This is a genomic window from Pseudomonas sp. GM25, assembly GCF_000282255.1.
Lineage (GTDB): Bacteria > Pseudomonadota > Gammaproteobacteria > Pseudomonadales > Pseudomonadaceae > Aquipseudomonas > Aquipseudomonas aphyarum.
This window is the reverse complement of sequence record NZ_AKJQ01000076.1, coordinates 1-23,378: the sequence shown is the minus strand read 5'-3', so window position 1 is coordinate 23,378 and position 23,378 is coordinate 1. Positions and strand designations below refer to the sequence as shown.

Below are 23,378 nucleotides of genomic sequence, written 5' to 3'. Positions count from 1 at the left end.
GATCGCCAGGGAGAGGTATTACTTCGAAATACACATATTAAAATAGAAGTATAAAACAACATTCAAACCCGCTTTAAAACTGCCCTCAGCCGTCATGTCCCTCACACAGCAATACCTCGCAACGCTTGTAGACTTCCATCTGAAAAAACCTCAATTAGATTAGTCGCCACACCACGCAAGACCCACTCGACATCATGGAAGATCATTATGAGCCTGAATCAAAAAAGATCGTTTTACGCACACCTGGAATATAACGGCAGCCGTTTGACTTTCCGGAATCTGCTGAATGAAAGCTACCCTGCCAGCGAAGCCAATGTCCTCACCACGCTGCCGTCCCAACCGCGCCACCCGGCTGGACCGACACGAACCTACCCCAAGTTCATTGCCTACTTCGCATGTTACGAGGATTACTACAACATCGAGATTCGCGGTCATGGTTACTTTGCTCACTACATCAGCAAAGGCGCTACCGGGAAGCTCAGCGCCATGCCGGGTGCTGGCGGAAAAACAACCTCCTTCAACTTGCTGGATGACAACAAAAGAATCATCACACTTGATGACCTGGGCACAAACAGCGCAAATATTTACCTGAAAGCCCGAAATGCCGGAATCATCCAGTCCAATAGCAACGCTCAATATTTCAGTGAGCGCGCAGGTACAACCCTGAAGTTCAACCTCGAAATCCTGCAAAGGAATGTTGATTACCCCGGCGCTACGCCGGACACGTACGAGGATTTGATTGACGAGGATTGATATCTCGCAGACCCGCGCATAAACCCGCCATAAATAAAAAGCCCCGCCTCTTTCGAGAGCGGGGCTTTTTCATTCAACGGCTACTCAAGCAAGCTCAAGCTCCGCAGTCGCTGCAGCAGGCACAACTGCCTGACCGCTCAGCGCCACGTCGTTCAGCTCGCGGTTGGCCACCGCGTACATGGCGTAGTCGGTGCCGCTGGCGGCACGGATTTCCACCAGCATGGCGCGCCAGCGTTCGATCATGGCGTCGTTCTGCTTCATCCACAGTGCCAGACGGGTTTCCACGTCCGAATCACCGCCGCCCGCTTGCAGCACGGCGATGGTGATCGCGCGTTGCTGCCAGTCGACGTCGTCGCGGAACGCTTCGCGGGCCAGGGCTTGCCAGTTGTTTTCAACCGGCAAGGCGCTGATCTGCGAAATGTACCAGGTGATGTCCAGCGCGCTGCCCACGGCGAAGTATGCCTTGGCCACTTCGGCTGGGTCCTGACCGGTCACGTCGGCCGCTTCGATGATCGGCAGCAGCGTGTAGAGGTGGGTAGTGCCTGCCACCATACGCGCCAGCAATTCCGGAACACCGGCGGCGACGTACGCCTGATAACGCTCTTGCCAGTTTTCGCGGATTTCGCCGCTCAGCAGCTCGTCCAGCTTCAGGCCCAGCTCCTTCAGGTGCGGACCGAAATGCGCGACGTCACGGGCAGCGTTCTGCTCGTTGCGGCGGGCACGCAGGAACCAGCGCGTGGCGCGACGGCCCAGACGCATCAGCTCGTCCATCAGCTCCAGTTGCACGTCAGCGGAAACCTGATAGTCCAGCGCTTCGATCTGACGGAACCAGTGCGGGAGGTGGAAGATGTCGCGCACGATCACATAAGCGCCCGCCACGTTCGCCGGGGTCATGCCGGTGGACTCTTTGAGTCGCTGAACGAAGGTGATGCCCATGTGGTTGACCAGATCGTTGGCGATCTGGGTGCTGACGATCTCGCGCTTCAGGCGGTGACGACGCATGGCTTCGGAGAATTTGCTGACCAGGGTCGGCGGGAACGCCGTTTCCATGTCGCGGGTCAGGTAGTCGTCGTCCGGCACCAGGGAGCCCAGCAGCTGCTCCTTGAGGTCGATCTTGCTGTACGAGATCAGCACCGACAGCTCTGGACGGGTCAGGCCATGGCCTTCGGCAACGCGTTCGGCCAGTTGCTCTTCGGTCGGCAGGAACTCGATGGCGCGATCCAGCTTGCCACGGCCTTCCAGGTCTCCCATCAGACGTTTGTACTCGGCGATGCGCGCATAAGCGCGGCGGGCCGCCAGAGACAGGGCCTGAGTCTGCTTGTAGTTGTTGCCCAGCACCAGACCACCGACTTCGTCGGTCATGCTCGCCAGCAACTGGTTGCGTTGCTTGTCGGTCATGTCGCCGGCCTGAACCACTTCGTTCAGCAGGATCTTGATGTTCACTTCGTGGTCGGAGCAGTCCACGCCACCGGCGTTGTCGATGAAGTCGGTGTTGGAACCGCCGCCATTGAGACCGAATTCCACACGACCCAGTTGGGTCATGCCGAGGTTACCGCCCTCGCCCACCACTTTGCAGCGCAGTTCGTTGCCGTTCACGCGCAGTGCATCGTTGGCCTTGTCGCCGACATCGGCGTGGCTTTCGGTGCTGGCTTTGACGTAAGTACCGATACCGCCGTTCCACAGCAGATCCACCGGCGCCTTGAGCAAGGCGTTCAGCAGTTCGGTCGGGGTCAGCTTGTCGGCCTGGATGTCGAAGCGCTCTTTCATCTGTGGCGAGATGGCGATGCTCTTCGCGCTGCGCGAGAAGATGCCGCCGCCTTCGGACATGATGCTGGTGTCGTAGTCGGACCACGCCGAACGCGGCAGGTCGAACATGCGCTGACGCTCGACGAAGCTGGTGGCAGGGTTCGGGTTCGGGTCGATGAAGATGTGCAGGTGGTTGAACGCGGCAACCAGTTGCAGCTTGTCGGACATCAACAGGCCGTTACCGAACACGTCACCGGCCATGTCGCCCACGCCGACCACCGTGATGCTGTCTTCCTGGACATTGATGCCGCGCTCGCGGAAGTGGCGCTGAACGCCAACCCACGCGCCCTTGGCGGTGATGCCCATTTTCTTGTGGTCGTAACCGGCCGAACCACCGGACGCGAACGCGTCACCCAGCCAGAAGCCGTAGTCGATGGCGATGCCGTTGGCGATGTCGGAGAAGGTTGCAGTGCCCTTGTCCGCCGCGACCACCAGGTACGGGTCATCGTCGTCATGACGCACGACGTTGGCCGGCGGTACCAGTTTGCCGTCCTTCAGGTTGTCGGTGATGTCCAGCAGGCCCGAGATGAAGATGCGGTAGCAGGCGATGCCCTCGGCCGCGATCTCGTCACGGCTGCCGCCCAGTGGCAGGCGACGCGGCAGGAAGCCGCCCTTCGCGCCCACTGGCACGATGACCGAGTTCTTCACTTGCTGGGCTTTTACCAGGCCGAGGACTTCGGTACGGAAGTCTTCTTCACGGTCGGACCAGCGCAGGCCGCCGCGAGCGACGTTGCCGAAGCGCAGGTGCACGCCTTCGACGCGTGGCGAGTAAACGAAAATTTCGAACTTCGGAACCGGTTTCGGCAGCTCAGGGATCAAGTGCGGGTTGAACTTGAAGCTGAAGTACGACTTGTTCTGGCCGTTGGCGTCGGTCTGATAGAAGTTGGTCCGCAGGGTCGCTTTGATCAGGTCCAGATAACGACGCAGGATGCGGTCTTCGTTGAGAACTTGAACGTCGTCCAGCGCGGTCAGGATCGCCTGTTCCAGACGTTGTTGCTTGTCGTCCAGATCATCGCTGCCGAGCTTGCGGGCCAGGTAGAAACGGGTCTTGAACAACCGGGTCAGTTCGCGAGCGATGTCGGTGTGGTTGTTCAGGGTGCTGGCAATGTAGCCGAGGTCGAAGCCCAGGCGGATCTGCTTCAGGTAGCGGGCGTAGGCACGCAGCAGCGCAACGTCGCGCCATGGCAGGCCGGCGGTCAGCACCAGACGGTTGAACGCATCGTTCTCGGCATCGCCACGGACGATGTGGACGAACGCGTCCTGCAGGGTGTCGTTGAGTTGCTGGATGTCCAGGTCCAGGCCTTCGGCGGCGGTGAACGCGAAGTCGTGGATCCAGAACTCGCGGCCGTTGGTGTGACGCAGACGGTACGGGAATTCACCCAGCACGCGCAGACCGAGGTTTTCCAGGATCGGCAGTACGTCGGACAGTGCCAGCGGGGTATCGGCGTGATACAGCTTGCAGTGCAGCTCGCGCGGGCCGGAAGCCAGCGGCTGGTAGAAGCTCATGGCCAGCGGCTTCTTCTCGCTCAGGTTGAGCAGGTGCTGCATGTCGACCACGGCCGAATGCGCTGCGAAACGCTCGCGGTAACCGGCCGGGAAGCCTTTCGGGAAGTCGGCCAGCACGTTGGTGCCGTTGGCTTCGCCGAAGGTTTCGACGGTCAGGGCGGCGTAGTCGTCCTGCCAGCTGCGGCAGGCCTGGATCACTTCGTTTTCCAGTTGCAGCGGGTCGATGTCGATGCGGTTTTTCGGGTCGACGCGCAGGATCAGTTGCACGCGAGCCAGCACGGACTCGGAGAAGAAGGTCCAGAATTCGCAGTCGGAAGCCTTCAGGCGCTCCATCAGCACTTGCTGGATTTTCTGGCGAACTTCGGTGGAGTAGATGTCGCGCGGCACGTAGGCCAGGCAGTAGCAGAAACGACCGTACGGGTCTTTGCGCAGGAACACGCGGATCTTGTTGCGTTCCTGGATCTGCACGATCGACATCACGGTGCTGAACAGTTCGTCGACCGGGGTCTGGAACAGGTCGTCACGCGGCAGCACTTCCAGAACCTGCGCCAGTTCCTTGCCCAAGTGAGCCTTGGCCTGGAAGCCCGAGCGACGCTCGATTTCCTCGACCTTGCGGCGGATGAACGGGATGACACGCACGCTTTCGCCATACACCGACGAGGTGTACAGGCCCATGAAGCGGTGTTCCTTGATCACTTTGCCGTCGGCGTCGAGTTCGCGGATCGACACGTAGTCCGGGTAGGCCGGACGGTGTACGCGGCTCGGGTGCGCGGCTTTGGCGAACGACAGCAGCGTCGGTTCGCGCAGGTAATTCACGGCGTAGTCTTCGATGCGCAGCTCGTCATAGGTCATGCCGGTGCGCAGCAGTTTGGTCAGGCCGAGGAAGGAATTCTGGTCGTACTTGATGTGGCCGCCATCCGGCTCATCGGTGACGGTGAATTCTTCGTAGCCGAGGAAGGTGAAGTGGTTGCCCACCAGCCATTCCAGGAAGCTCTTGATTTCGTTCTTTTCGTCGGCATCGACGGCGAATGCGCTGTTATCGAGCTTGGTGAGGATTTCCTGCACCTTGGCCTTCATCGGCTCGAAATCGGCGACCGCGACGCGGACTTCACCCAGAACCTGCTCCAGTTCCTTGGTCAGCACATTCAGTTCGGCCGCGTTGGCGCAGCGGTCGATTTCCAGATACATCAGCGACTCGTGCAGCACGCCTTCGCCGGTCGAACCTTTTGGCAGGATTTCCAGCAACTCGCCCTTGCTGCCACGACGCACGCTCAGCACGGTGGTCTGCAGGGTGTGGATGCTGTAGCCGCGACGGTTCAGCTCGGTACGCACCGAGTCCACCAGGAACGGCAAGTCATGGTGCAGCACTTCGACCGCGGTGTGGGTCGACTGCCAGCCGTGACGTTCGTAATCGGGGTTGTAGACGCGCACTTGTGGTTGCGCGTGATCGAAGCGCTCAAGCAGGCGCCACGCAGAAAGAGTACAGCCAGCGAGGTCGGAGAGGCGACGTTGGGTCAGCTCGTCCAGGGAAATGATGCCGAAGAATTGTTCAGCGAACAGCGCCACTTGTGGCAGTGCCTGTTCACTGATGTGCTGCGCCAGTGCCGCTTGCAGTTGGTGCTGGAAGTCGGCTTTGCTGGCTGCGGTGAAGAACGCCATCTGTGGTACTCCGCTTGGGCTTGTTATTGATGGAAAGCGTCGCGTACAAAACCCCTTTCGGGGCGTTCCGTCGCCCTGTTCCTGATTCTCGGGCAGAGGAAACAGGGTGACAGGTGGGTGAAGCTGGACGAGACACTCAGGTCACATTCACCTTCCATGAATGGGCATCTGCAAAAACGACTGCCCGGCGCCGCTCGTGGGGCCCTGGCAATGCCTTTACGGGTGCTCATCCGTTGCGCAGCTTAATGGGTGCGACAATGTGTCTGCTTGCGGTGCTGCGACATATTCGGTCATTGGCACGTAAACCAAGGCCTGCGCATCGGTAAACACTAGCATTCATGGGGCGGAACGCCGGTCTGAATGCCCGTTTTTACGGTACAGGCGTGCCAGGAATGACCATTGACCTGTGTCGCGTTCACGACACATCCTCTGACACTCTCACATGCAGAAATTCCCGGGGGCTGGCAGAATCGCGCCCAATTGCGACCAACAAGCCCGCCGAGGCAGGAATTCCCCATGCAAATGACCACCGCCCTTTTGATCGTCAACCCGTGCGACGACGAAGAAGACAACATGGCCATGCTCTGCTGCCACAGCGACAAGGGCGACATGTTCCTGATGAGCCGCTACCCGGACGAGGATGAGTTGGAGATCACGCTGGATGGCGAGCCGTCGACCCTTGATGGCGTGAAAGTCACCCTCACCAAGACCTTGCTGAAGATCGAAATCGCCGCGGCGGATGCCGATGCGTTGAATGGGGATGATGTGCTGGAAATCACCTTCAATCCGGATATGGTGGATCTGGCCGAGGTCGAGGAAACCCTGAAGAACATTCTTGATGGTACTGGCACCTTTATCAGCCAGATTTGATGGTGTCTGAACTGGCGCCTTCGCGAGCAAGCTCGCTCCCACATTGACCGCGTTCTGTCAGTAAGACACGGTCCATTGTGGGAGCGGGCTTGCTCGCGAAAGGGCCCTCGAGTACAGCTCACCTCCCCCGCCCTACAAAATTCCAACAATTGCCCCGGTCATTTCCCGCACTTTGCGCAAAATGCCGTTAGTCGCCACCCCCTGCGATGGATTAAAGTAACGCCCCCAGCCCCGGCGTTATCCGAACGCCTGTGGCCACCCTTTCCAGGAACAGTCATCGATGGAACATCGTGAAGCGCTGCTGGCGCTGCGAACCTTTCTTTCAACGCAGATTCTCGGCCAGGAAAAACTTATCGAGCGCTTGCTCATCGCCCTGCTCGCCGACGGCCACATGCTGGTCGAGGGCGCTCCGGGTCTGGCCAAGACCAAAGCGATCAAAGAGCTCGCCGAGGGCATCGAAGCCCAGTTCCATCGCATCCAGTTCACCCCGGACCTGCTGCCCGCCGACATCACCGGCACCGAGATCTATCGCCCGGAAACCGGCAGTTTCGTGTTCCAGCAAGGCCCGATCTTCCACAACCTGGTGCTGGCGGACGAAATCAACCGTGCCCCGGCCAAGGTACAATCGGCGCTGCTTGAAGCCATGGCCGAGCGTCAGGTCAGTGTCGGGCGCAGCACTTACGAGCTGTCGCCGCTGTTTTTGGTGATGGCCACGCAGAACCCGATCGAGCAGGAAGGCACCTATCCGCTGCCCGAAGCCCAGCTCGACCGTTTCCTGATGCACGTGAAAATCGGTTTTCCGGACGCCGCCGTCGAACGCCGCATCCTGCAACAGGCCCGGGGCGAAGCCCTGAACGGCGAAACCAAGCCTGAACGCCGGGTCAGCCAGCAGGCGATCTTCGCCGCGCGCAAGGAAATCCTCGGCCTGTACATGGCGGACGCCGTGGAGGAATACCTCGTGCAACTGGTCATGGCCACGCGCAACCCGGCCAAGTTCGACCCGGAAATGGCCGAGTGGATCGCCTACGGCGCCAGCCCGCGCGGCTCGATCGCCCTCGACCGCTGCGCCCGCGCTCACGCCTGGCTGGCCGGTCGCGACTTCGTCAGCCCGGAAGACATCCAGGCTGTGCTGTTCGACGTGTTGCGTCACCGCATCATTCTGTCGTTCGAGGCCGAAGCCGCCGGCATCGACCAGGATCGGGTGGTGCAACGGATTCTCGACGTCGTAGCCGTCGCTTGACCCCGATGAACGCCTCTCTGCCGTCCGAACCGGGCATCCGTATCAGCCTCGCCGAGCTGATCGAGATGCGTCACCGCGTGCGCGAAGTGCAGCTGTTTTCCACGCCGAGCCAGCGCAGCCCGCTGATCGGCCTGCACCACTCGAAATTCCGTGGTCGCGGCGTCGACTTCGATCAGGTGCGGGTCTATCAGGCCGGCGACGACGTGCGCACCATCGACTGGCGCGTCACTGCGCGGACGCAGGAACCGCACACCAAACTGTTCCATGAAGAACGGGAACGGCCGATTTTCATCATGGTCGAGCAGAGCACGCGGCTGTTCTTCGGCTCCGGGCTGATGTTCAAGTCGGTGCTCGCGGCGCAGGCGGCGGCGCTGATCGGCTGGGCCGCGCTGGGTCACAACGACCGGGTGGGCGGGCTGGTATTCGGCGACAACGAGCATTACGAAATCAAACCGCGCCGTAGCAAGCAGAGCCTGTTGCAATTGCTCAACCGGCTGGTGAAGGTCAATCAGTCGCTACACAGCGAGCGCGAGCCGGATCGCGATGCGTTTGGCGTGGCGTTGCGCCGGGCCCGCGAAGTGCTGCGACCGGGCAGTCTGGTGATCGTGATCTGCGATGAGCGCGCACTGTCCGACAGCGCCGAGCAGCAATTGAGCCTGCTGTCGCGGCATTGCGATTTGCTGATGCTGCCGCTGTCCGATCCGCTGGATCACGCCCTGCCCGCCGCCGGACTGCTGAGATTCGCCGAGCGCGGCGCGCAACTGGAACTCGACACCCTGAATTTCGACCTGCGCCAGACCTACCGCGCTCAGGCCGAAGCGCGGATCGCCCGCTGGGAACTGCTCGCGCAGAAACTGCGAGTGCTGCTGATGCCGCTGAGCACCCAGAGCGAAATGGTCGAACAGATGCGCGAATTCCTTAACCCGCAGCGTCCGGGGAAAGGTCGATGAACGGCCTCGAACAACTGCAACCGCTGATCTCCCCGCCACCGATTGCCTTCTGGCCGCCGGCGCCGGGCTGGTGGCTGCTGCTTTTACTGTTGCCGGTAATCGGTTTCGCGATCTGGCGGCTGCGACGTTTCATTCCGATCAAAAAGAAACCGATCGTGCGCGCCGAACTGCCGCTCGACCCGGTGCGCATCGCTGCACTCGCCGAACTGGCGCAGATGCCCAAACCCTACGACGGCGCCCCGGCCGGGGCCTGGCTGCAGCAGCTCAACGGCCTGCTCAAGCGCCTGTGCCGCAACCACTATCCCTACAGCCAGAGCCATACCCTCAACGGCCGCAAATGGCTGGCGTTTCTCGACAACCGTTGCCCCGCCGCCGGCCTGACCCGCTGGATGGTGCTTGTCGAAGGCGCCTACAAACCCGAGTGCAAACTCGACGACAAAGCCATCGCTGGCCTGACCCAGGCGGTCGACACCTGGATCCGCAAACATGTTTGAGTTCGCCTGGCCGTGGATCTTCCTGCTGTTGCCGCTGCCGTGGCTGATGCGCCTCGTGCTGCCGGTGGCCGACAGCGGCGAGCCGGCGTTGAAAGTGAGTTTCCTCGGTGACTTGGAAGGCCTCGCTCGCCGTCGCGCCCGGGCCAATCTGCCAGCGTGGCGCCAGCAGGCGCCGTTCATGCTGCTGTGGTTGTTTCTGCTGATCGCCGCCGCCCGCCCGCAATGGCTCGGCGAACCGCTGCCGATTGCCGCCAGCGGTCGTGATCTGCTGGTAGCCGTGGACGTGTCCGGCTCGATGGATTTCCCGGACATGCAATGGAACGACGAAGACGTCAGTCGTCTGTCGCTGGTTCAGCATTTGCTCGGTGATTTTCTGGAAAGCCGCGATGGCGACCGGGTCGGCCTGATCCTGTTTGGCAGCCAGGCCTACCTGCAAGCCCCCCTGACGTTTGACCGGCGCACCGTTCGGGTCTGGCTCGATGAAGCGCGGATCGGCATCGCCGGCAAGAACACCGCGATTGGTGACGCCATCGGTCTGGCCCTGAAGCGCCTGCGCATGCGTCCGGCCCAGAGCCGGGTGCTGATCCTGGTCACCGACGGTGCGAACAATGGCGGCGAAATCGACCCGCTGACCGCCGCCAAACTGGCCGCCAGTGAAGGCGTGAAAATCTACCCGATCGGCATCGGCGCCGATCCTGAAGAAAGCGGCGCAACGGCATTGCTTGGCGGCAACCCGACCCTCGATCTCGACGAACCGGCGCTCAAGGCCATCGCCGAGGTCACCGGCGGCCAATACTTCCGCGCCCGCGACGGCCAGCAACTGCAAGCGATCAAGGACACCCTCGATCAGCTCGAGCCGGTGACCCAACAACCGACCCAGGCCCGTCCGGCGCAGGTGTTGTATCAGTGGCCGCTGGCGTTCGCCCTGCTGCTGAGCATTTTGCTGGTCGCCCGTGTGTTGTGGCCGGACAACCCGCTGCAACGGCTGTTCACCAAGGAGCTGTATCTGCAAAGCCCCCTGCCCGACTGGCGCGAGCGCCTCAAGCGCCTTCGTTTGCGGAGGCGCCGATGATCGCCCTCTGGCCGCACTGGTTCCGTCCCTGGTGGCTGTTGCTGCTGCCGGTGCTCGGCTGGCTGATCTGGCAGCTCTGGCACCGGCAGAAACGCGCCGGTCGCTGGCAGATGATTCTGCCGCCGGCTTTCCACGCCACGCTGCTCAGTGGCGGCAGCGGTCGTGACAGCAAGTTGCCGTGGGTCGCCCTGAGCGTCGCCTGGCTGCTGACGATTCTGGCGTTGCTCGGGCCGAGCTGGGAACGGGTCGAACAGACCAGCCAGAAACCCGCCGACCCGTTGGTGGTGGTGCTGGAACTGACCCCGGAAATGCTCGCCACCGATTCACCGCCAACGCGACTGGAACAGGCCCGGCGCAAGCTGTTCGACCTGCTGAAAGTGCGCAGTGACGCCCAGACCGCCATCGTCGTTTACGCCGGCAGCGCCCATACGCTGGTGCCGCTGTCGGATGACCTGGCGACCAGTCGCAATCTGCTCGATGCGCTCAAGCCTTCGCTGATGCCGGAAAGCGGCCATCGCGCGGATCTGGCGGTGAGCAAGGCGTTGGCGTTGCTCAAGCAGGGTGCGTTGGGTCAGGGGCGGATTCTGCTGATTGGTTCTTCACTGTCGGAAGAAGAACGCCAAGGCATTCGTCATGCGCTGAGCGGCCAATCGGCGCAGTTGTTGATGCTTGGTGTCGGCACCGCCGAGGGTGCGCCGATTGCGCAGGAGGACGGCAGTTTCCTCAAGGATGCCCAGGGCGCAATCCGGGTGCCACAACTCGACAGCCCGGGCCTCGGCGCATTTCTCAACGCGGTCGGCGGCGAGTACCGCAGCGCACGGCTGGATGAATCCGATCTGGGCGACCTCGGCCTGCTCGACGGCCCACGCAGCCTGCGAAACGATGGCCAGACCGTGCGCCTCGACACCTGGGCCGATCAGGGTTACTGGCTGCTGCTGCCGCTGTTGTTGCTCGCCGCGTGCGCCGGGCGGCGTGGCTGGCTGTTCTGCCTGCCGTTGCTGCTGGCATTGCCGCAACCGAGCTATGCCTTCGACTTCGAAGACCTGTGGCTGCGCCCCGATCAGCAAGGCCTGCATCTGCTCAAACAGAAGCGTCCGGCCGAAGCGGCGAAGCATTTCGAAGATCCGCAATGGCAAGGGGTGGCGTTGTACGAGGCCGGCGACTACAGTGGCGCCGCTCAGCGTTTCGCCGAGGGCAATGACGCCCACGCCCACTACAATCGTGGCAACGCCCTGGCCAGAGGCGGCGAGCTGGAAGCAGCGCTGGACGCCTACGAGCAGGCCCTGGAACGCCAGCCGGATCTGCGTCCGGCGCTGACCAACAAGGCGCTGGTGGAGAACCTGCTGAAACAGAAAAACGCCCCGCCGCCGGCCGAACCGCAAGACAAACCGGCGCAGCCAAACATACCGGGCGATGAACCACCGCCAGCGACCGCTCCGCCGCCAGCGGTCAAAAGCGAAACCCACAGCGAGCCGCAGACCGGCGAGTCCGCCAGCGAGCCGCCGCCGACCACCCCGCCGCTGCCGGGTGCCAACGAGCTGCCGGAAAGCGAACCGGGCGAAGAACAGAACACACCGCCGCTGCTGCGTCCCAATGAGGACAACCTCGAAGGCGAGCAACAGCAGGCGCTGGAACAATGGCTGGGCAAGATCCCGGATGATCCGGGCGAACTGCTGCGACGCAAATTCTGGTACGAACAGCAACAACATCAGGATCAGGAAAACATTCGATGACCCGTTTCACCGCTCTCTTGCTGCCCCTGCTGATCTGCACGGCCACCGCTCAGGCGGCCGAGCTGACGGCCAGCGTGGATCGCAGTCGCCTGAATTCCGGCGAGACGGTCGAACTCACCCTCGAATCCAACGATGTCACGCAGTTCGGCAAACCGGATCTGAGCCCGCTGGAGCCGCTGTTCGAAGTGCGCGGCACGCGTCAGGTCAACCAGTTGAACACGCTCAACGGTGACAACCGCGCCACCACTCGCTGGATCATCACGTTGCTGCCCAAGCAGAACGGCAGCGTTGAAATCCCGCCGCTGAAACTGGGCGACGTCGAGAGCCAGCCGATCACCGTGCAAGTGATCGAGAGCGACACCCGCGAAGAGAACAATGCCCGCGAACCGGTGTTCATCGAAGCCAGCCTCGACCAGACCAACGTCTATGTGCAGGCCCAGGCCATCCTGACGTTGCGCATCTACCATTCGGTGTCGCTGTACGACGACAGCAGCCTGACGCCGTTGCAGATCGCCGACGCGCGCATCGAGCAACTGGGCGACATGCGCACCTATGAAAAAGACATCAACGGTGTGCGCCATGGCGTGATCGAGATGCGCTATGCGATCTATCCGCAGCACAGCGGTTTACTGAGCATCGCCCCGCAGACGTTCAGCGCCACACTGGTCGACACCCAGCCCTCGCAGGACGCCACGGCGCAGGGGCCCAAACCCGGCAAACTGATGCGCGTCAGCTCCAGCGCCACGTCGCTGACGGTCAAACCGAAACCGATGACCTACCCCAGCGACGCACCGTGGTTGCCGGCCCGCAGCCTGAGCCTGAGCGAGAGCTGGAATCCGGAGCCGGAACACACCCAGGTCGGCGACTCCCTGACCCGCAGCCTGACCCTCAAGGTCGAAGGCCTGGCCAGCTCGCAACTGCCCGCCCTGCCCGCCACCGAAGCCAACGGCCTGCGCCGCTATCCGGATCAACCGGTGCTGAACAACCAGAGCAGCGACCGCGGCCTGATCGGCAGCCGTGAAGAACGCGAAGCGCTGGTGCCGAGCCGCAGCGGCTCGATCGAGCTGCCAACGGTGGACGTGGTCTGGTGGAACACCTTCGAAGATCACCTGGAACACACCAGCCTGCCGGCGCGCACCCTGCAAGTGGCGAACAACCCGAGCCTGCAAGTCGACACCCCGGCGGGCAGCGCGCAACCGCTCAGCGCGGCCGACAGCGAAGCCTTGTGGTGGTGGAAACTCAGCACCTTCGTTTTCGCCTGCACCACCCTGCTCGGCTTCGGCCTCTGGTGGCGTGCCCGCTGGCAACCGGCAATCCTGCGCGCCGCACAAACCGGCCCGAGCCCGCGCACCCTGCTCGACGACATCAAACGCGCCAGCCAGGCCAACGACCCCCACGCCACCCGCCAGGCCCTCGACGCCTGGGCCCGCCAACAGCCGGAAACCCTGGCGGACATGGCGGCGCGGTTTGTCCCCCTGTCGGATGCGCTCGACGGCTTGAACGGCGCGCTGTACAGCGAGACCGGGCAGCATTGGCAGGGTGAGGATCTGTGGCGGGCGATCCGCACGATTCCGACGGCGGAGCGGGTGCAGGATCCGGTTGGGGATAGTGGGTTGCCGCCGCTTTATCCGAAGTAGTTGCAGTCCGGTCGAGGCTTTTGCCCGTAAACTCTCTTCTTTTTCGCCGCACCTTTTTCCTGCGGCCATCACCTCTTTATATTGCGGAGTCAGCCTTGCGTCTGTTTCACACCTCCGACTGGCACCTTGGGCAGAACCTGCACGGCCAGGAGCGCGATTTCGAGCACGCCTGTTTTCTCGAGTGGCTGCTGCGCCAATTGAAGCTGGCGCAGCCGGACGTGCTGCTGATCGCCGGCGACATCTTCGACACGGTCAATCCACCGGTCAAAGCCCAGGAACGCCTCTACGACTTCATCGTCAGCGCCCACGAGCAGCAGCCGTTGCTGACCATCGTGATGATCGCCGGCAACCACGATTCCGGCTCGCGGATCGAGCTGCCCGCGCCGTTGATGCGGCGTTTGCGCACCCATGCGCTGGGCCGGGTGTTGTGGCTGGATGACGGGCAGCTGGATGCAGAACGTCTTTTGTTGCCGCTGCCGAATGCGTCCGGCGAGATCGCCGCGTGGTGCCTGGCGTTGCCGTTCCTGCGGCCTGCCGAAGTGACCGGCGCGCATCTGGGTGACAACTACCTGCGCGGCATCGGTCAGGTGCATGAATGGCTGATCGAAGCGGCCAACGCCAAGCGTCAGCCGGGCCAGGCACTGGTCGCCATCAGCCACGCGCACATGGCCGGCGGCTCGGTGTCGGAAGACTCCGAGCGCAGCCTGATCATCGGCAACGCCGAAGCCCTGCCTGCCAGCCTGTTCGGGCCGAGCATCAGCTATGTCGCGCTCGGCCATTTGCACAAGCCGCAGAAGGTCAACGGCGAAGAACGGATTCGCTACAGCGGTTCGCCGATCCCGTTGTCGTTTTCGGAAATCAGTTATCAGCACCAGGTGCTCGACGTCGTTCTGGACGGCGAAACCCTGGTCAGCGTCGAGCCGATGCTGATCCCCCGCTCCGTCAATCTGCAGCGTCTCGGCCCTGCGCCGCTGGCGGAAATCCTGCTGCAACTGGCGGACCTGCCGAACATCGACCTGCTGGCCGAAACCCAGCGCCAACCGTGGCTGGAAGTGCGGGTACGCCTCGACGAGCCTCAGCCGGATCTGCGCCATCAGGTCGAAAGTGCCCTGCAAGGCAAGGCTGTGCGACTGGTGCGGATCGCCGCCGAATACGCCGGTAACCGTGGCGCTGACGGTGCCGAGGACGGCAGCGCGCTGATCGAACTGGACCAGCTCACACCGCAGGAATTGTTCAGCCGCGCCTGGCTCGATAACTACGGCAGCGAGGTTGACGAGCAAACCCTCAAGGACTTCGCCGAGCTGCTGCAAGACGTACAGATGGAGGGCGAGCAGCCATGAAGATTCTCGCCATTCGTTTGAAGAACCTCGCTTCGCTGGCCGGCCCGTTCGAGATCGACTTCACCGCCGAACCGCTGGCCAGCGCCGGACTGTTCGCAATCACTGGCCCGACCGGCGCCGGTAAAAGTACTTTGCTCGATGCGCTGTGCCTGGCGCTGTTCGGCGCCGTGCCGCGTCTGAACAACACCGGACGTGACGCCAAGGTGCCGGACGCCGACGGCGAAATCGCCACCGGCGACCCGCGCACCCTGCTGCGTCGCGGCACCGGTGAAGGCTTTGCCGAAGTGGATTTTGTCGGCGTCGATGGCCGTCGCTATCGCGCGCGCTGGGAAGCCAACCGCGCCCGGGAAAAGGCCGGCGGCAAGTTGCAGGCCAGCCGTCAGAGCCTGCGCGACATCGATCAGGACCAACTGCTCGCCAGCCAGAAAGGCGAATACAAGACTCAGCTCGAAGCTGCGCTGGGCCTGAACTTCGAACAGTTCACCCGCGCCGTGTTGCTGGCCCAGAGCGAGTTCAGCGCCTTCCTCAAGGCCGACGACAACGACCGCAGCGAGCTGCTGGAAAAACTCACCGACACCGCGCTCTACACACGCCTCGGCCGCCGCGCGTTCGACAAGACCAAAGAGGCCCGCGAAGCCCACAAGCAGTTGCAGGATCAGGCCACCGGTGTGACCCCACTGGCCCCCGAGGCCCGCGCAGAGCTGGACGAGCGCTTCAATGCCGCCCAGCAACAACTGAAGTTGCAGCAGGCGCAGCTCAAGCAAATCGAGCAGCAGCACGACTGGCTCAAGGAACTGCTGCGGCTGCAAGACTCGCAACAGGCCGCCGCCGAACAATTGCGCAGCGCCGATCTCGAACGGGAGTCGCTGGCTCGTGAGCGCCTGAAGCTCACCCGCCTGGAACAACTCGCCCCGCAACGGCACCAGTTCGCCCGCAAAACCGAACTGGATGCACAGCTGACGCCGCTGGCGGAACAGATCAATGCGCACACCCGGCAACAAGGCGAACTGGCTGAGCGCCAGACGCGACTGGAACAGGATCTCGCCACAGCGCAGATCGCCCTGACCCAGGCGCAAACGCAGCAAAGCGAAAGCGCGCCGCTGTTGCGTCAGGCGTTCGAGGAGCAAAGCACCCTCGCCCGCCTCGCCAAGGATGTCGCGTCCGGCACCGAAGCGAAGCAAGCCGCTGAGCAAGCCTGCACTCAGGGCCAGAGCACGATCCAGGCCCTGCTCGATCAGCAAAAACAGGTCGCCGATCGCTTGCAGCGCATTGCCGCCGATCTTGAGCAAAGCGCTCATCTGGCACCGTTGAGCGAAGCGTGGAATGCTTACCGCGACCGCTTGCAGCAACTGATGCTGATCGGCAATCGGTTGAACAAGGGCCAAGGCGAACTCGCTTCCCTCGAAGAAAACGCCGCTCGCGCCAGCGAAGCGCTCGCCACGCAAAAGCAGCAGCTGGAAGTATTGTTCAAAGAGGCTGGCGCCGAGCCGGATGCCGTCGCCGAGCAGATCGGCATCCTCGGCACTCTGTTGCAGGACAACCGCAAGCAACTGCGCGCCATCGAAGACATGACGCGCCTGTGGGCCAGTCAGCAGGATCTGGACAAGCGCAGTGCCGAACTGCAACAGCGTCAGCTCGATGCGCAACAGGAGCGCGAGCGCCTGACCCAGGACGGGGTGAAAACCAAGTCCGAGCTGACTGTCGCCGAGCAGACCCTCAACGTCACCCGTGAACTGCTCGAACGTCAGCGTCTGGCCCGCAGTGCCAGTGTCGAAGAACTGCGCGCGCAATTGCAGGACGACCAGCCGTGCCCGGTCTGCGGCAGCAACGAGCACCCGTACCACCAGCCGGAAGCGCTGCTGCAAAGCCTCGGCCGTCACGATGAAAGCGAGCAGGCCAGCGCGCAGCAAGCGGTCGATCAGTTGAAAGAAAAACTGACCGAGCTGCGTGCCAGTGTCGGCGGCGTGATTGCCCAACAGAAAGAGTTGCTGCAACAGCAGGAACAACTGGCGTCACAACAGCAAACGCTGACGCCAAGCATCGAGGCGCATCCGCTGGCGGCATCGTTGCTGAATCAGGACAGTGACAAACGCGCTGCGTGGCTCACCCGCCAGAATGAACAACTGAACCAGAGCATCACTCAGGACGAACAGCGCCAGACCGACCTGCTCACGCTGCAACAGGATGCGGCGCGGCTGACCCAGCAATTGCGTCAGGCCGAGACAGCGCACCAGCAAGCGTCGCAGCACCTGAGCAATCAGCAGCGCGAGCTGAGCGCTGACCGCCAGCGTCTGGACGAAGAACTGGCGGCCTTCGCCACACTGCTACCGAGCGACACCCTCGACGCCTTGCGCGCCGAGCCGGCCGCGACCTTCATGCAGCTTGACCGGCAGATTGCCGAACGTCTGGCGCAAGTCGATCAGCAGAAGGAAGAGCTGGCCGAACAGCAACAACGCCAGCAGACACTCGAGAAAGAACAGGATCGCCAACAGGGCCGTATGCAGCAGCTGCAAAACGCTGAGCAGCAGCTCAACGCGCTGACCGGGCAACAACAGGCCAGCCAGGAAAAACTGGCGCAATTACTCGGCAATCACAACTGCGCCGAACATTGGCAGCAGCAACTGGAACAGGCCGTGGAACAGGCGCGCAACGCCGAATCCACGACGACTCAGGCGCTGCAGGAAGCGCGTACGCAGCTGGTGCAAATCGCCGCCGAGTTGAAAGCGCAGCAGGAACGTCTGCAAGCGCTGGAAAGCGAAGACCGCGATCTGGCCGGCAAGATCGCCGACTGGCGCGCTCGTCATCCGGAGCTGGATGACGGCGGCCTCGAAGACCTGCTGCGAGTCGATGACGCGCAAGTCGATGAACTGCGCCAACGCTTGCAGCGCAACGAAAAAGCCGTCGAGCAGGCCAAGGTGTTGTTGCAGGAACGCGATCAGCGCCTGCTCGACCATCAGGCCCAACACAACGGCAACCTGGATGCCGAACAACTCGCCGGCGCCCTCGCCGACCTGCAAAACCAGTGCACGGCCAGCGAACAACAATGCGCCGAACTGCGCGCCGAGCAGGCCGAAGACCAGCGCCGCCAGAACGCCAATCAGGCGCTCGCGCAGCAGATCGCCGACGCCTATGCCGAATATCTGCGCTGGGCGCGACTCAATACGCTGATCGGCTCGGCCACCGGCGACACCTTCCGCAAGATCGCCCAGGCCTACAACCTCGACCTGCTGGTGCATCACGCCAACGTGCAGCTGCGGCAACTGGTCAAGCGCTATCGCCTCAAGCGTGGCGGCAGCATGCTCGGGCTGTTGGTGATGGACACCGAAATGGGCGACGAACTGCGTTCGGTGCATTCGCTGTCCGGTGGCGAAACCTTCCTCGTGTCGCTGGCTCTCGCGCTGGGTCTGGCCTCGATGGCGTCGAGCACGCTGAAGATCGAATCGCTGTTCATCGACGAAGGCTTCGGCAGCCTTGATCCGGAATCCCTGCAACTGGCCATGGACGCCCTCGACGGCTTGCAGGCTCAGGGCCGCAAGGTCGCGGTGATTTCCCACGTGCAGGAAATGCACGAGCGGATTCCGGTGCAGATTCAGGTACAGCGCCAAGGCAACGGTTTGAGCACACTGGAGGTGAAATGAACACGCTGTATTCCTTCCGCCGCTGCCCGTACGCGATGCGGGCGCGGATGGCCCTGCGTTATTCGGGTGTGCCGGTGGAGATCGTCGAAGTCAGCCTGAAAGCCAAACCGGCGGAGATGCTGGCGATCTCGCCCAAGGGCACGGTGCCGGTGCTGGATGCGGGCGGTCAGGTGATCGATGAAAGCCTGGAGATCATGCGCTGGGCGCTGGCGCAGAATGATCCGGATGACTGGTTTCTGGGTGGCGATTCAAGGATCGCCGAGTTGATCGAAGTCAACGACCAAGTGTTCAAGGTTCACTTGAATCGCTACAAGTACGCCGAGCGTTATCCGGAACAGCCGATGGAGGTTTATCGCGCCGAAGGTGCTCTGTTCTTGCAGAAACTGGATGAATTGCTTGAGGGTCGCGATTACTTGCTGGCCAATCATCCGAGCCTGGCCGATATCGCGCTGTTGCCGTTCGTTCGCCAGTTCGCCCATGTCGATCGTGATTGGTTTGCGCAGACGCCTTACGTGCGTTTGCAGGCCTGGTTGCAGCGGTTTCTTGAGTCGGAGCTGTTCACCGGCATCATGAAAAAGTAGGCGCGTTACGCCAGCACTTCACACATGCCGATGGCCGAGCAATCCACTTCGAACGGGCCGAGAAAACCGCTGGGGGTTTTCACCGGCGGATTGCCGGCCAGCAGCCCCAGCGCATTGGCCCGTTCAATGTTGTGAGCGATGCTGTGGTTGGCCTCTATGGCCCGGGCCAGTCCGCCGACCGAGCCCTGGCCGAATCCCAACAGGGATGAGCCATTGGTCATGAACGCCAGTCCGGCGATGACCCAGAGTCTGTAGCCTTTCATGCTCCGCCGACTCCCGCGAGTTCAGCTGAATCCACCGCCGCGTTTTGCGAACGGAGTTCGAACTGGATGCCGGGATGGGCGACGTCGATCGGTGCTTCGAAGCTGTGTTGCGACTGCGACGCCAGACTGACAAACAGCACCATGACCAGGTACAGACCGATGGCCACGTAGGCGCCGCGTTTGGCGGAAGTGATGATTGAACTGGCCATGATGTGTGCTCCGTGGACAATGTTTCGAGGTCCACAGAATCGATCAAAAAAGCCGGGGTAACCACTCAGGGTTTTCCATAGTAACCATCAGCTCCGTTGATTATTTAGCCGGTCTATCTCGCCGTTTGAAAATAGCTATCGCCGGTCATTACGCAGGCAAAAAACTGCCCAAGGCTGCGATCTTTTGATTTTGCTTTTTGATAAACAAGATCAAAGGATCGCAGCCTTGGGCAGTTCCAGGGTGTGACGGAAATTTCAGTGTTGAGCTTTGTGATCCAGCGCGGCGTAGAAGTTGGCGCTTTGTTGCAGGTATTTCTGGGTGTAGCTCTGGGTGTGGGATTTTTTGTCGCTGATTTCAACGTTGGCACTGGCTGGCAGAGCCACGGTGGCGGAGATGGCGGAAGCGGCAATCACGGAGAAGAGATTGAAGTTCATGGCGGTAACCCTCGTGTTCAGTTGGCTTGCTTGCCCGGTTGGGCCGTGAAGCAAACTTAACGCTCGAGGGTTGATCGCTTGAAATGCTTTGCAACATTACCTGTTATCAGCAGGATTAATACAAAGCTTCAGGCCCCGTAGACCGGGGCCTGCGGCTTATTGACGCACGATAAACTTGAGGTCGCTCGGGGCGTCCATCGGCAGTTTTTGCACGGTTTTGCCCAGCAGACCGGTCTTGCCGTCGCGCTCGACCACGACAATCTGGTTGCTATTCTGGTTGGCGATCAACAGGAATTTGCCGCTTGGATCGAGGCTGAACTCACGCGGGTGATCGCCTTCCACCGAACGTCGTTGCAGCTCCTTGAGCTGGCCGCTGGCCGGGTCGATTGCGAACACCAGCAGCTGATTGGCGGTGCCACGGTTGCTGACGTAGAGGAATTTGCCATCGGCGGACGCGTGCAATGCGGCGGCAGCTTTGTCCGACGTCGGCTGGCCGGCAGCCAGATCGACCATTTGCGTCTGGGTCAGTACGCCGTCCTTGTAGTCGAACACTACAACCTGCGCGCTCATTTCCATGGTCAGCCAGGCACGTTTGCCGTCAGCGCTGAACAGCAGATGACGCGGGCCGCTGCCGGCTGGCAGTTGCACCGACGCGGTTTTCGCCGGGGTCAGCGGCAGATCCGGGTTGGCTTTCGGGTCGAACTGGTAGATGAAGACCTTGTCCGCACCCAGGTCATTGGAGAACACATAACGACCGTCCGGCGAGGACACCGTCGAGTGCACGTGGTTCGAGGCCTGACGCTCGGGATTGACCCGGCTCGCCGGGTGCGCGCTCATCTGCACCACCGGTTTGAGCTTGCCGTCACTGCCGACCGGCAATACCGCGAGGGTGCCGCCCGGGTCTTCAACCACCGAGTAGTTGCTGACGAACAGATGGCTCGCGTCGCCGCTGAGGCTCGAATGGGTCGGCTCGTTGCCCAGGCTCTGGACCTGATTGATCAGGGTCAGCGCGTGGGTCTTCGGATCGATGGAATAGCTGCTCACACGACCGACCGGATCTTTCTGGCCAGGGCCGTTTTCGTTGACCACGAACACCCGGTGCTGATCCTTGGACAGGGTCAGCCACGACGGGTTTTCGCTCTTGATCACTTGCAGCGGTTTGGCGTCGATCTGGCCGGTGGCGCTGTCGAAGTTCATCCGGTAAATGCCTTCGCTGGTGCCGGCGGTGTAGGAGCCGACCAGCAACTGGAAGCTTTCGGCCGAGGCACTGGAAAGGCCCATCGCGCCGACGCTGCCGGCCATCAGCAATGGCCAGAATTTACGCATATTCATTCGGTTTCATCCTCGTCGTCGGCGCTGCTGAGTACATCGCCGAGGCACACCAGACGGTGTTCGCCAACGGTTTTGGTGTCGCTGGAAAAACCGACGATCAGCCAGCTCTGCAGATATTCATCAAACGTCGCCGCTGCGACTTGCGCCGGGGTGAACTCCCAATGCTTGGCTGCCCGGCCATCGATGCATTCGATGTGCAGGTTGTCGTCTTCGTCGAGGGCGAATTCGAAAGCGTGCAGGCCGTCGATTTCGACCATACCGCAGTGTTCGAGGGCGTTGAGAAGGGTGTCGGTTACGGCAGTCATGGCAATCATGTCTTTCAGGGGGAAAGGGCCAATGATAGCTCAAAGCCCCGCTCTTGATCGTTCCCACGCTCCGCGTGGGAATGCAGCCCGGGACGCTCTGCGTCCCATTCGAGAGCTGGAACGCGGAGCGTCCCTTGAGGCATTCCCACGCAGAGCGTGGGAACGATCAGAGTGGGGGGATCAGTCTTCTTTTTTCATGAGGCCGGCCAGGGCAGCAAACGGGTTGTGCGTGGCCTTGGCGATTTTCGGCGTGCTCAGCGAGCCTTCGCCGAAGTACTGCTGGTCGGTGTAGCGCGAGTGTTCGTTGTCGTGGCAGTACAGGCACAGCAGTTCCCAGTTGGAACCGTCCTGCGGGTTGTTGTCGTGGTTGTGGTCGCGGTGGTGCACGGTCAGTTCGCTCAGGCGCTTGCCGGAAAACTCACGGGCGCAGCGGCCACACACGTGCGGGTACATCTTCAGGGCCTTGTCGCGGTAGCCCATTTCCTTGTCGCGCTGGTTGTCGGCGAGGATGCGATCCAGCTTCGAAGTGTTGGTCGGGGTGGACGAACTCATGGGTTCACCTTTGTAAAAAGACTAATGACGGTTATGAGGCAAGTTTAGCTCAGCCCTTGAGCTTCTCGGCAATCCAGATCGTGTGGCGCGTGCCCTTGTTGCCGTGGGCGAAGACCTGGACTTCCTCGGCCTTGAAACCGGCCTTCTTCAATTTGTCGGAAAACTGCCGGTCGGCGCTGGCCGACCACACCGCCAGCACGCCTTTGGGGCGCATCGCCTTGGCGCACGCGGCCAGGCCTGCGGCGGAATACAGCCAGCTGTTGGCCTTCTGGGTCAGGCCTTCGGGGCCATTGTCGACGTCGAGCATGATCGCGTCGAAGCCGTTGGGCTCGCTCTGCAGCACCTTGGCCACGTCTTCCTGACGGATCACCGTGCGCGGATCGAGCAGCGGGCGCCCGGATTTTTCACCGAGCGGGCCGCGGTTCCACTCGACCACGCCGGGCACCAGTTCGGCGACCACCACTTCGGCGCTCTGGCCCAGATGCTTGAGCGCGGAGGCGAGGGTGAAGCCCATGCCCAGACCGCCGATCAGCACGCGCGAGTTCGGCCGGCCGGCGACCTTGCGGCACGGAATCTCGGCCAGCGCGTCTTCGGAACCGTGCATGCGGGTGTTCATCAATTGGCCGCCGTCGCCGCCCTGGATCTTGATGACGAAATCCTCGCCATACTCGAACAGGCACAGGGCGCCGCCGTTGTCAGGGATCGGCGTGGTGTCGAGCAGAACGAAACGTTTCATGGAAATCTCTACAGGGGGGAAGGCAAGCCGGCGCGTTGGGAGTAGCCTGAAGGCAGACTTCAGGCCAACGGAGCCCTTGATGAAGCGCACCATTCTAACGGTCATTACCCTGGCCGCGCTCTCGATAACTGCCGTACAGGCGCAACAGACGATTCCCGTCAGCCCGACACCGCAACCGGGCTCGCCCGGTACGGCGACGCCAACCCCGTATCCGCAGATCAGCCCGGTGCCGATTCCCAAGGCCGGCCCCGGCAGTGGCGGCCCGCC

General features: G+C 62.1%; 20 protein-coding genes. 12 read left to right on the top strand and 8 right to left on the bottom strand.

The genetic code is table 11. The annotated features are described in order from the left end of the window. Nucleotides 1-207 precede the first annotated feature (207 nt). Entirely contained in the window at nt 208-753 is a 546-nt protein-coding gene (locus PMI24_RS25825) for a hypothetical protein (protein WP_007959335.1), read from the top strand. Between the two features lie 84 nt (nt 754-837). On the opposite strand, the gene PMI24_RS25820 is transcribed toward PMI24_RS25825, so the two are convergent. Further along, nucleotides 838-5,724, bottom strand: coding sequence for an NAD-glutamate dehydrogenase (locus PMI24_RS25820; protein ID WP_007959334.1), 4,887 nt, complete (start codon nt 5,722-5,724; stop codon nt 838-840). 516 nt (nt 5,725-6,240) lie between these two features. Here PMI24_RS25820 and PMI24_RS25815 point away from each other — a divergent pair. The 10 genes from PMI24_RS25815 to PMI24_RS25770 all read left to right on the top strand — a co-directional run bounded on the left by PMI24_RS25815 (nt 6,241) and on the right by PMI24_RS25770 (nt 19,279). Beyond that, complete coding sequence (locus PMI24_RS25815; protein ID WP_007959333.1) at nt 6,241-6,594, top strand: hypothetical protein; 354 nt, start codon at nt 6,241-6,243, stop codon at nt 6,592-6,594. A 280-nt stretch (nt 6,595-6,874) separates the two neighbouring features. Next, a complete protein-coding gene (locus PMI24_RS25810) occupies nt 6,875-7,834 on the top strand; it encodes an AAA family ATPase (protein ID WP_007913915.1) in 960 nt (319 codons plus the stop codon). 5 nt (nt 7,835-7,839) lie between these two features. Beyond that, nucleotides 7,840-8,784 (top strand): DUF58 domain-containing protein, encoded by a 945-nt coding sequence (locus PMI24_RS25805; protein ID WP_007959332.1) that lies wholly within the window; start codon nt 7,840-7,842, stop codon nt 8,782-8,784. Then, nucleotides 8,781-9,278: a DUF4381 domain-containing protein gene (locus PMI24_RS25800; protein ID WP_007959331.1), complete on the top strand. Its 498-nt coding sequence runs from the start codon at nt 8,781-8,783 to the stop codon at nt 9,276-9,278. Before PMI24_RS25805 ends, PMI24_RS25800 begins: the two co-directional genes overlap by 4 nt. Continuing rightward, nucleotides 9,271-10,350 carry a vWA domain-containing protein gene (locus PMI24_RS25795; protein WP_007959330.1) on the top strand — a complete coding sequence of 360 codons (1,080 nt, stop codon included), beginning with the start codon at nt 9,271-9,273 and terminating at the stop codon, nt 10,348-10,350. The genes PMI24_RS25800 and PMI24_RS25795 overlap by 8 nt, the downstream gene beginning before the upstream one ends. After that, complete coding sequence (locus PMI24_RS25790) at nt 10,347-12,083, top strand: vWA domain-containing protein (protein ID WP_007959329.1); 1,737 nt, start codon at nt 10,347-10,349, stop codon at nt 12,081-12,083. The genes PMI24_RS25795 and PMI24_RS25790 overlap by 4 nt, the downstream gene beginning before the upstream one ends. After that, nucleotides 12,080-13,720: a BatD family protein gene (locus PMI24_RS25785; RefSeq protein WP_007959328.1), complete on the top strand. Its 1,641-nt coding sequence runs from the start codon at nt 12,080-12,082 to the stop codon at nt 13,718-13,720. Before PMI24_RS25790 ends, PMI24_RS25785 begins: the two co-directional genes overlap by 4 nt. Before the next feature lie 95 nt (nt 13,721-13,815). Beyond that, on the top strand, nt 13,816-15,060 hold the full coding sequence (locus PMI24_RS25780; RefSeq protein ID WP_007959327.1) for an exonuclease SbcCD subunit D C-terminal domain-containing protein: 1,245 nt from the start codon (nt 13,816-13,818) through the stop codon (nt 15,058-15,060). After that, on the top strand, nt 15,057-18,698 hold the full coding sequence (locus tag PMI24_RS25775; protein ID WP_007959326.1) for an AAA family ATPase: 3,642 nt from the start codon (nt 15,057-15,059) through the stop codon (nt 18,696-18,698). The genes PMI24_RS25780 and PMI24_RS25775 overlap by 4 nt, the downstream gene beginning before the upstream one ends. After that, nucleotides 18,695-19,279 (top strand): glutathione S-transferase, encoded by a 585-nt coding sequence (locus PMI24_RS25770; RefSeq protein WP_007959325.1) that lies wholly within the window; start codon nt 18,695-18,697, stop codon nt 19,277-19,279. Before PMI24_RS25775 ends, PMI24_RS25770 begins: the two co-directional genes overlap by 4 nt. Before the next feature lie 5 nt (nt 19,280-19,284). On the opposite strand, the gene PMI24_RS25765 is transcribed toward PMI24_RS25770, so the two are convergent. The 7 genes from PMI24_RS25765 to PMI24_RS25735 form a co-directional block, all read right to left on the bottom strand. Next, on the bottom strand, nt 19,285-19,542 hold the full coding sequence (locus PMI24_RS25765) for a hypothetical protein (protein WP_007959323.1): 258 nt from the start codon (nt 19,540-19,542) through the stop codon (nt 19,285-19,287). After that, nucleotides 19,539-19,751, bottom strand: coding sequence for a hypothetical protein (locus PMI24_RS25760; RefSeq protein WP_007959321.1), 213 nt, complete (start codon nt 19,749-19,751; stop codon nt 19,539-19,541). The genes PMI24_RS25765 and PMI24_RS25760 overlap by 4 nt, the downstream gene beginning before the upstream one ends. A 255-nt stretch (nt 19,752-20,006) precedes the next feature. Further along, entirely contained in the window at nt 20,007-20,186 is a 180-nt protein-coding gene (locus tag PMI24_RS25755; protein WP_007941320.1) for a hypothetical protein, read from the bottom strand. A 156-nt stretch (nt 20,187-20,342) separates the two neighbouring features. After that, the gene (locus PMI24_RS25750; RefSeq protein ID WP_007959318.1) at nt 20,343-21,518 is read right to left on the bottom strand and encodes a lactonase family protein; all 1,176 of its coding nucleotides are present in this window, start codon (nt 21,516-21,518) and stop codon (nt 20,343-20,345) included. Next, a complete protein-coding gene (locus PMI24_RS25745; RefSeq protein ID WP_045121903.1) occupies nt 21,515-21,823 on the bottom strand; it encodes a DUF5629 family protein in 309 nt (102 codons plus the stop codon). Before PMI24_RS25745 ends, PMI24_RS25750 begins: the two co-directional genes overlap by 4 nt. Before the next feature lie 180 nt (nt 21,824-22,003). Further along, nucleotides 22,004-22,375, bottom strand: a complete 372-nt coding sequence (locus tag PMI24_RS25740; RefSeq protein WP_007944009.1) for a YajD family HNH nuclease — start codon at nt 22,373-22,375, stop codon at nt 22,004-22,006. 49 nt (nt 22,376-22,424) lie between these two features. Then, nucleotides 22,425-23,111, bottom strand: a complete 687-nt coding sequence (locus tag PMI24_RS25735) for a spermidine synthase (protein ID WP_007959316.1) — start codon at nt 23,109-23,111, stop codon at nt 22,425-22,427. Nucleotides 23,112-23,190: 79 nt separating this feature from the next. Between PMI24_RS25735 and PMI24_RS25730 the strand changes: the two genes are divergently transcribed. Continuing rightward, nucleotides 23,191-23,378 (top strand): hypothetical protein (locus tag PMI24_RS25730; protein ID WP_007959315.1); only part of this gene is annotated, 188 nt, incomplete at its 3' end.

What these genes read in the sequence shown, in the direction of transcription:
- PMI24_RS25825 (WP_007959335.1), top strand. Translation starts at nt 208, where the DNA reads ATGAGCCTGAATCAAAAAAGATCGTTTTACGCACACCTGGAATATAAC.
- PMI24_RS25820 (WP_007959334.1), bottom strand. Translation starts at nt 5,724, where the DNA reads ATGGCGTTCTTCACCGCAGCCAGCAAAGCCGACTTCCAGCACCAACTG.
- PMI24_RS25815 (WP_007959333.1), top strand. Translation starts at nt 6,241, where the DNA reads ATGCAAATGACCACCGCCCTTTTGATCGTCAACCCGTGCGACGACGAA.
- PMI24_RS25810 (WP_007913915.1), top strand. Translation starts at nt 6,875, where the DNA reads ATGGAACATCGTGAAGCGCTGCTGGCGCTGCGAACCTTTCTTTCAACG.
- PMI24_RS25805 (WP_007959332.1), top strand. Translation starts at nt 7,840, where the DNA reads ATGAACGCCTCTCTGCCGTCCGAACCGGGCATCCGTATCAGCCTCGCC.
- PMI24_RS25800 (WP_007959331.1), top strand. Translation starts at nt 8,781, where the DNA reads ATGAACGGCCTCGAACAACTGCAACCGCTGATCTCCCCGCCACCGATT.
- PMI24_RS25795 (WP_007959330.1), top strand. Translation starts at nt 9,271, where the DNA reads ATGTTTGAGTTCGCCTGGCCGTGGATCTTCCTGCTGTTGCCGCTGCCG.
- PMI24_RS25790 (WP_007959329.1), top strand. Translation starts at nt 10,347, where the DNA reads ATGATCGCCCTCTGGCCGCACTGGTTCCGTCCCTGGTGGCTGTTGCTG.
- PMI24_RS25785 (WP_007959328.1), top strand. Translation starts at nt 12,080, where the DNA reads ATGACCCGTTTCACCGCTCTCTTGCTGCCCCTGCTGATCTGCACGGCC.
- PMI24_RS25775 (WP_007959326.1), top strand. Translation starts at nt 15,057, where the DNA reads ATGAAGATTCTCGCCATTCGTTTGAAGAACCTCGCTTCGCTGGCCGGC.
- PMI24_RS25770 (WP_007959325.1), top strand. Translation starts at nt 18,695, where the DNA reads ATGAACACGCTGTATTCCTTCCGCCGCTGCCCGTACGCGATGCGGGCG.
- PMI24_RS25765 (WP_007959323.1), bottom strand. Translation starts at nt 19,542, where the DNA reads ATGAAAGGCTACAGACTCTGGGTCATCGCCGGACTGGCGTTCATGACC.
- PMI24_RS25760 (WP_007959321.1), bottom strand. Translation starts at nt 19,751, where the DNA reads ATGGCCAGTTCAATCATCACTTCCGCCAAACGCGGCGCCTACGTGGCC.
- PMI24_RS25755 (WP_007941320.1), bottom strand. Translation starts at nt 20,186, where the DNA reads ATGAACTTCAATCTCTTCTCCGTGATTGCCGCTTCCGCCATCTCCGCC.
- PMI24_RS25750 (WP_007959318.1), bottom strand. Translation starts at nt 21,518, where the DNA reads ATGAATATGCGTAAATTCTGGCCATTGCTGATGGCCGGCAGCGTCGGC.
- PMI24_RS25745 (WP_045121903.1), bottom strand. Translation starts at nt 21,823, where the DNA reads ATGACTGCCGTAACCGACACCCTTCTCAACGCCCTCGAACACTGCGGT.
- PMI24_RS25740 (WP_007944009.1), bottom strand. Translation starts at nt 22,375, where the DNA reads ATGAGTTCGTCCACCCCGACCAACACTTCGAAGCTGGATCGCATCCTC.
- PMI24_RS25735 (WP_007959316.1), bottom strand. Translation starts at nt 23,111, where the DNA reads ATGAAACGTTTCGTTCTGCTCGACACCACGCCGATCCCTGACAACGGC.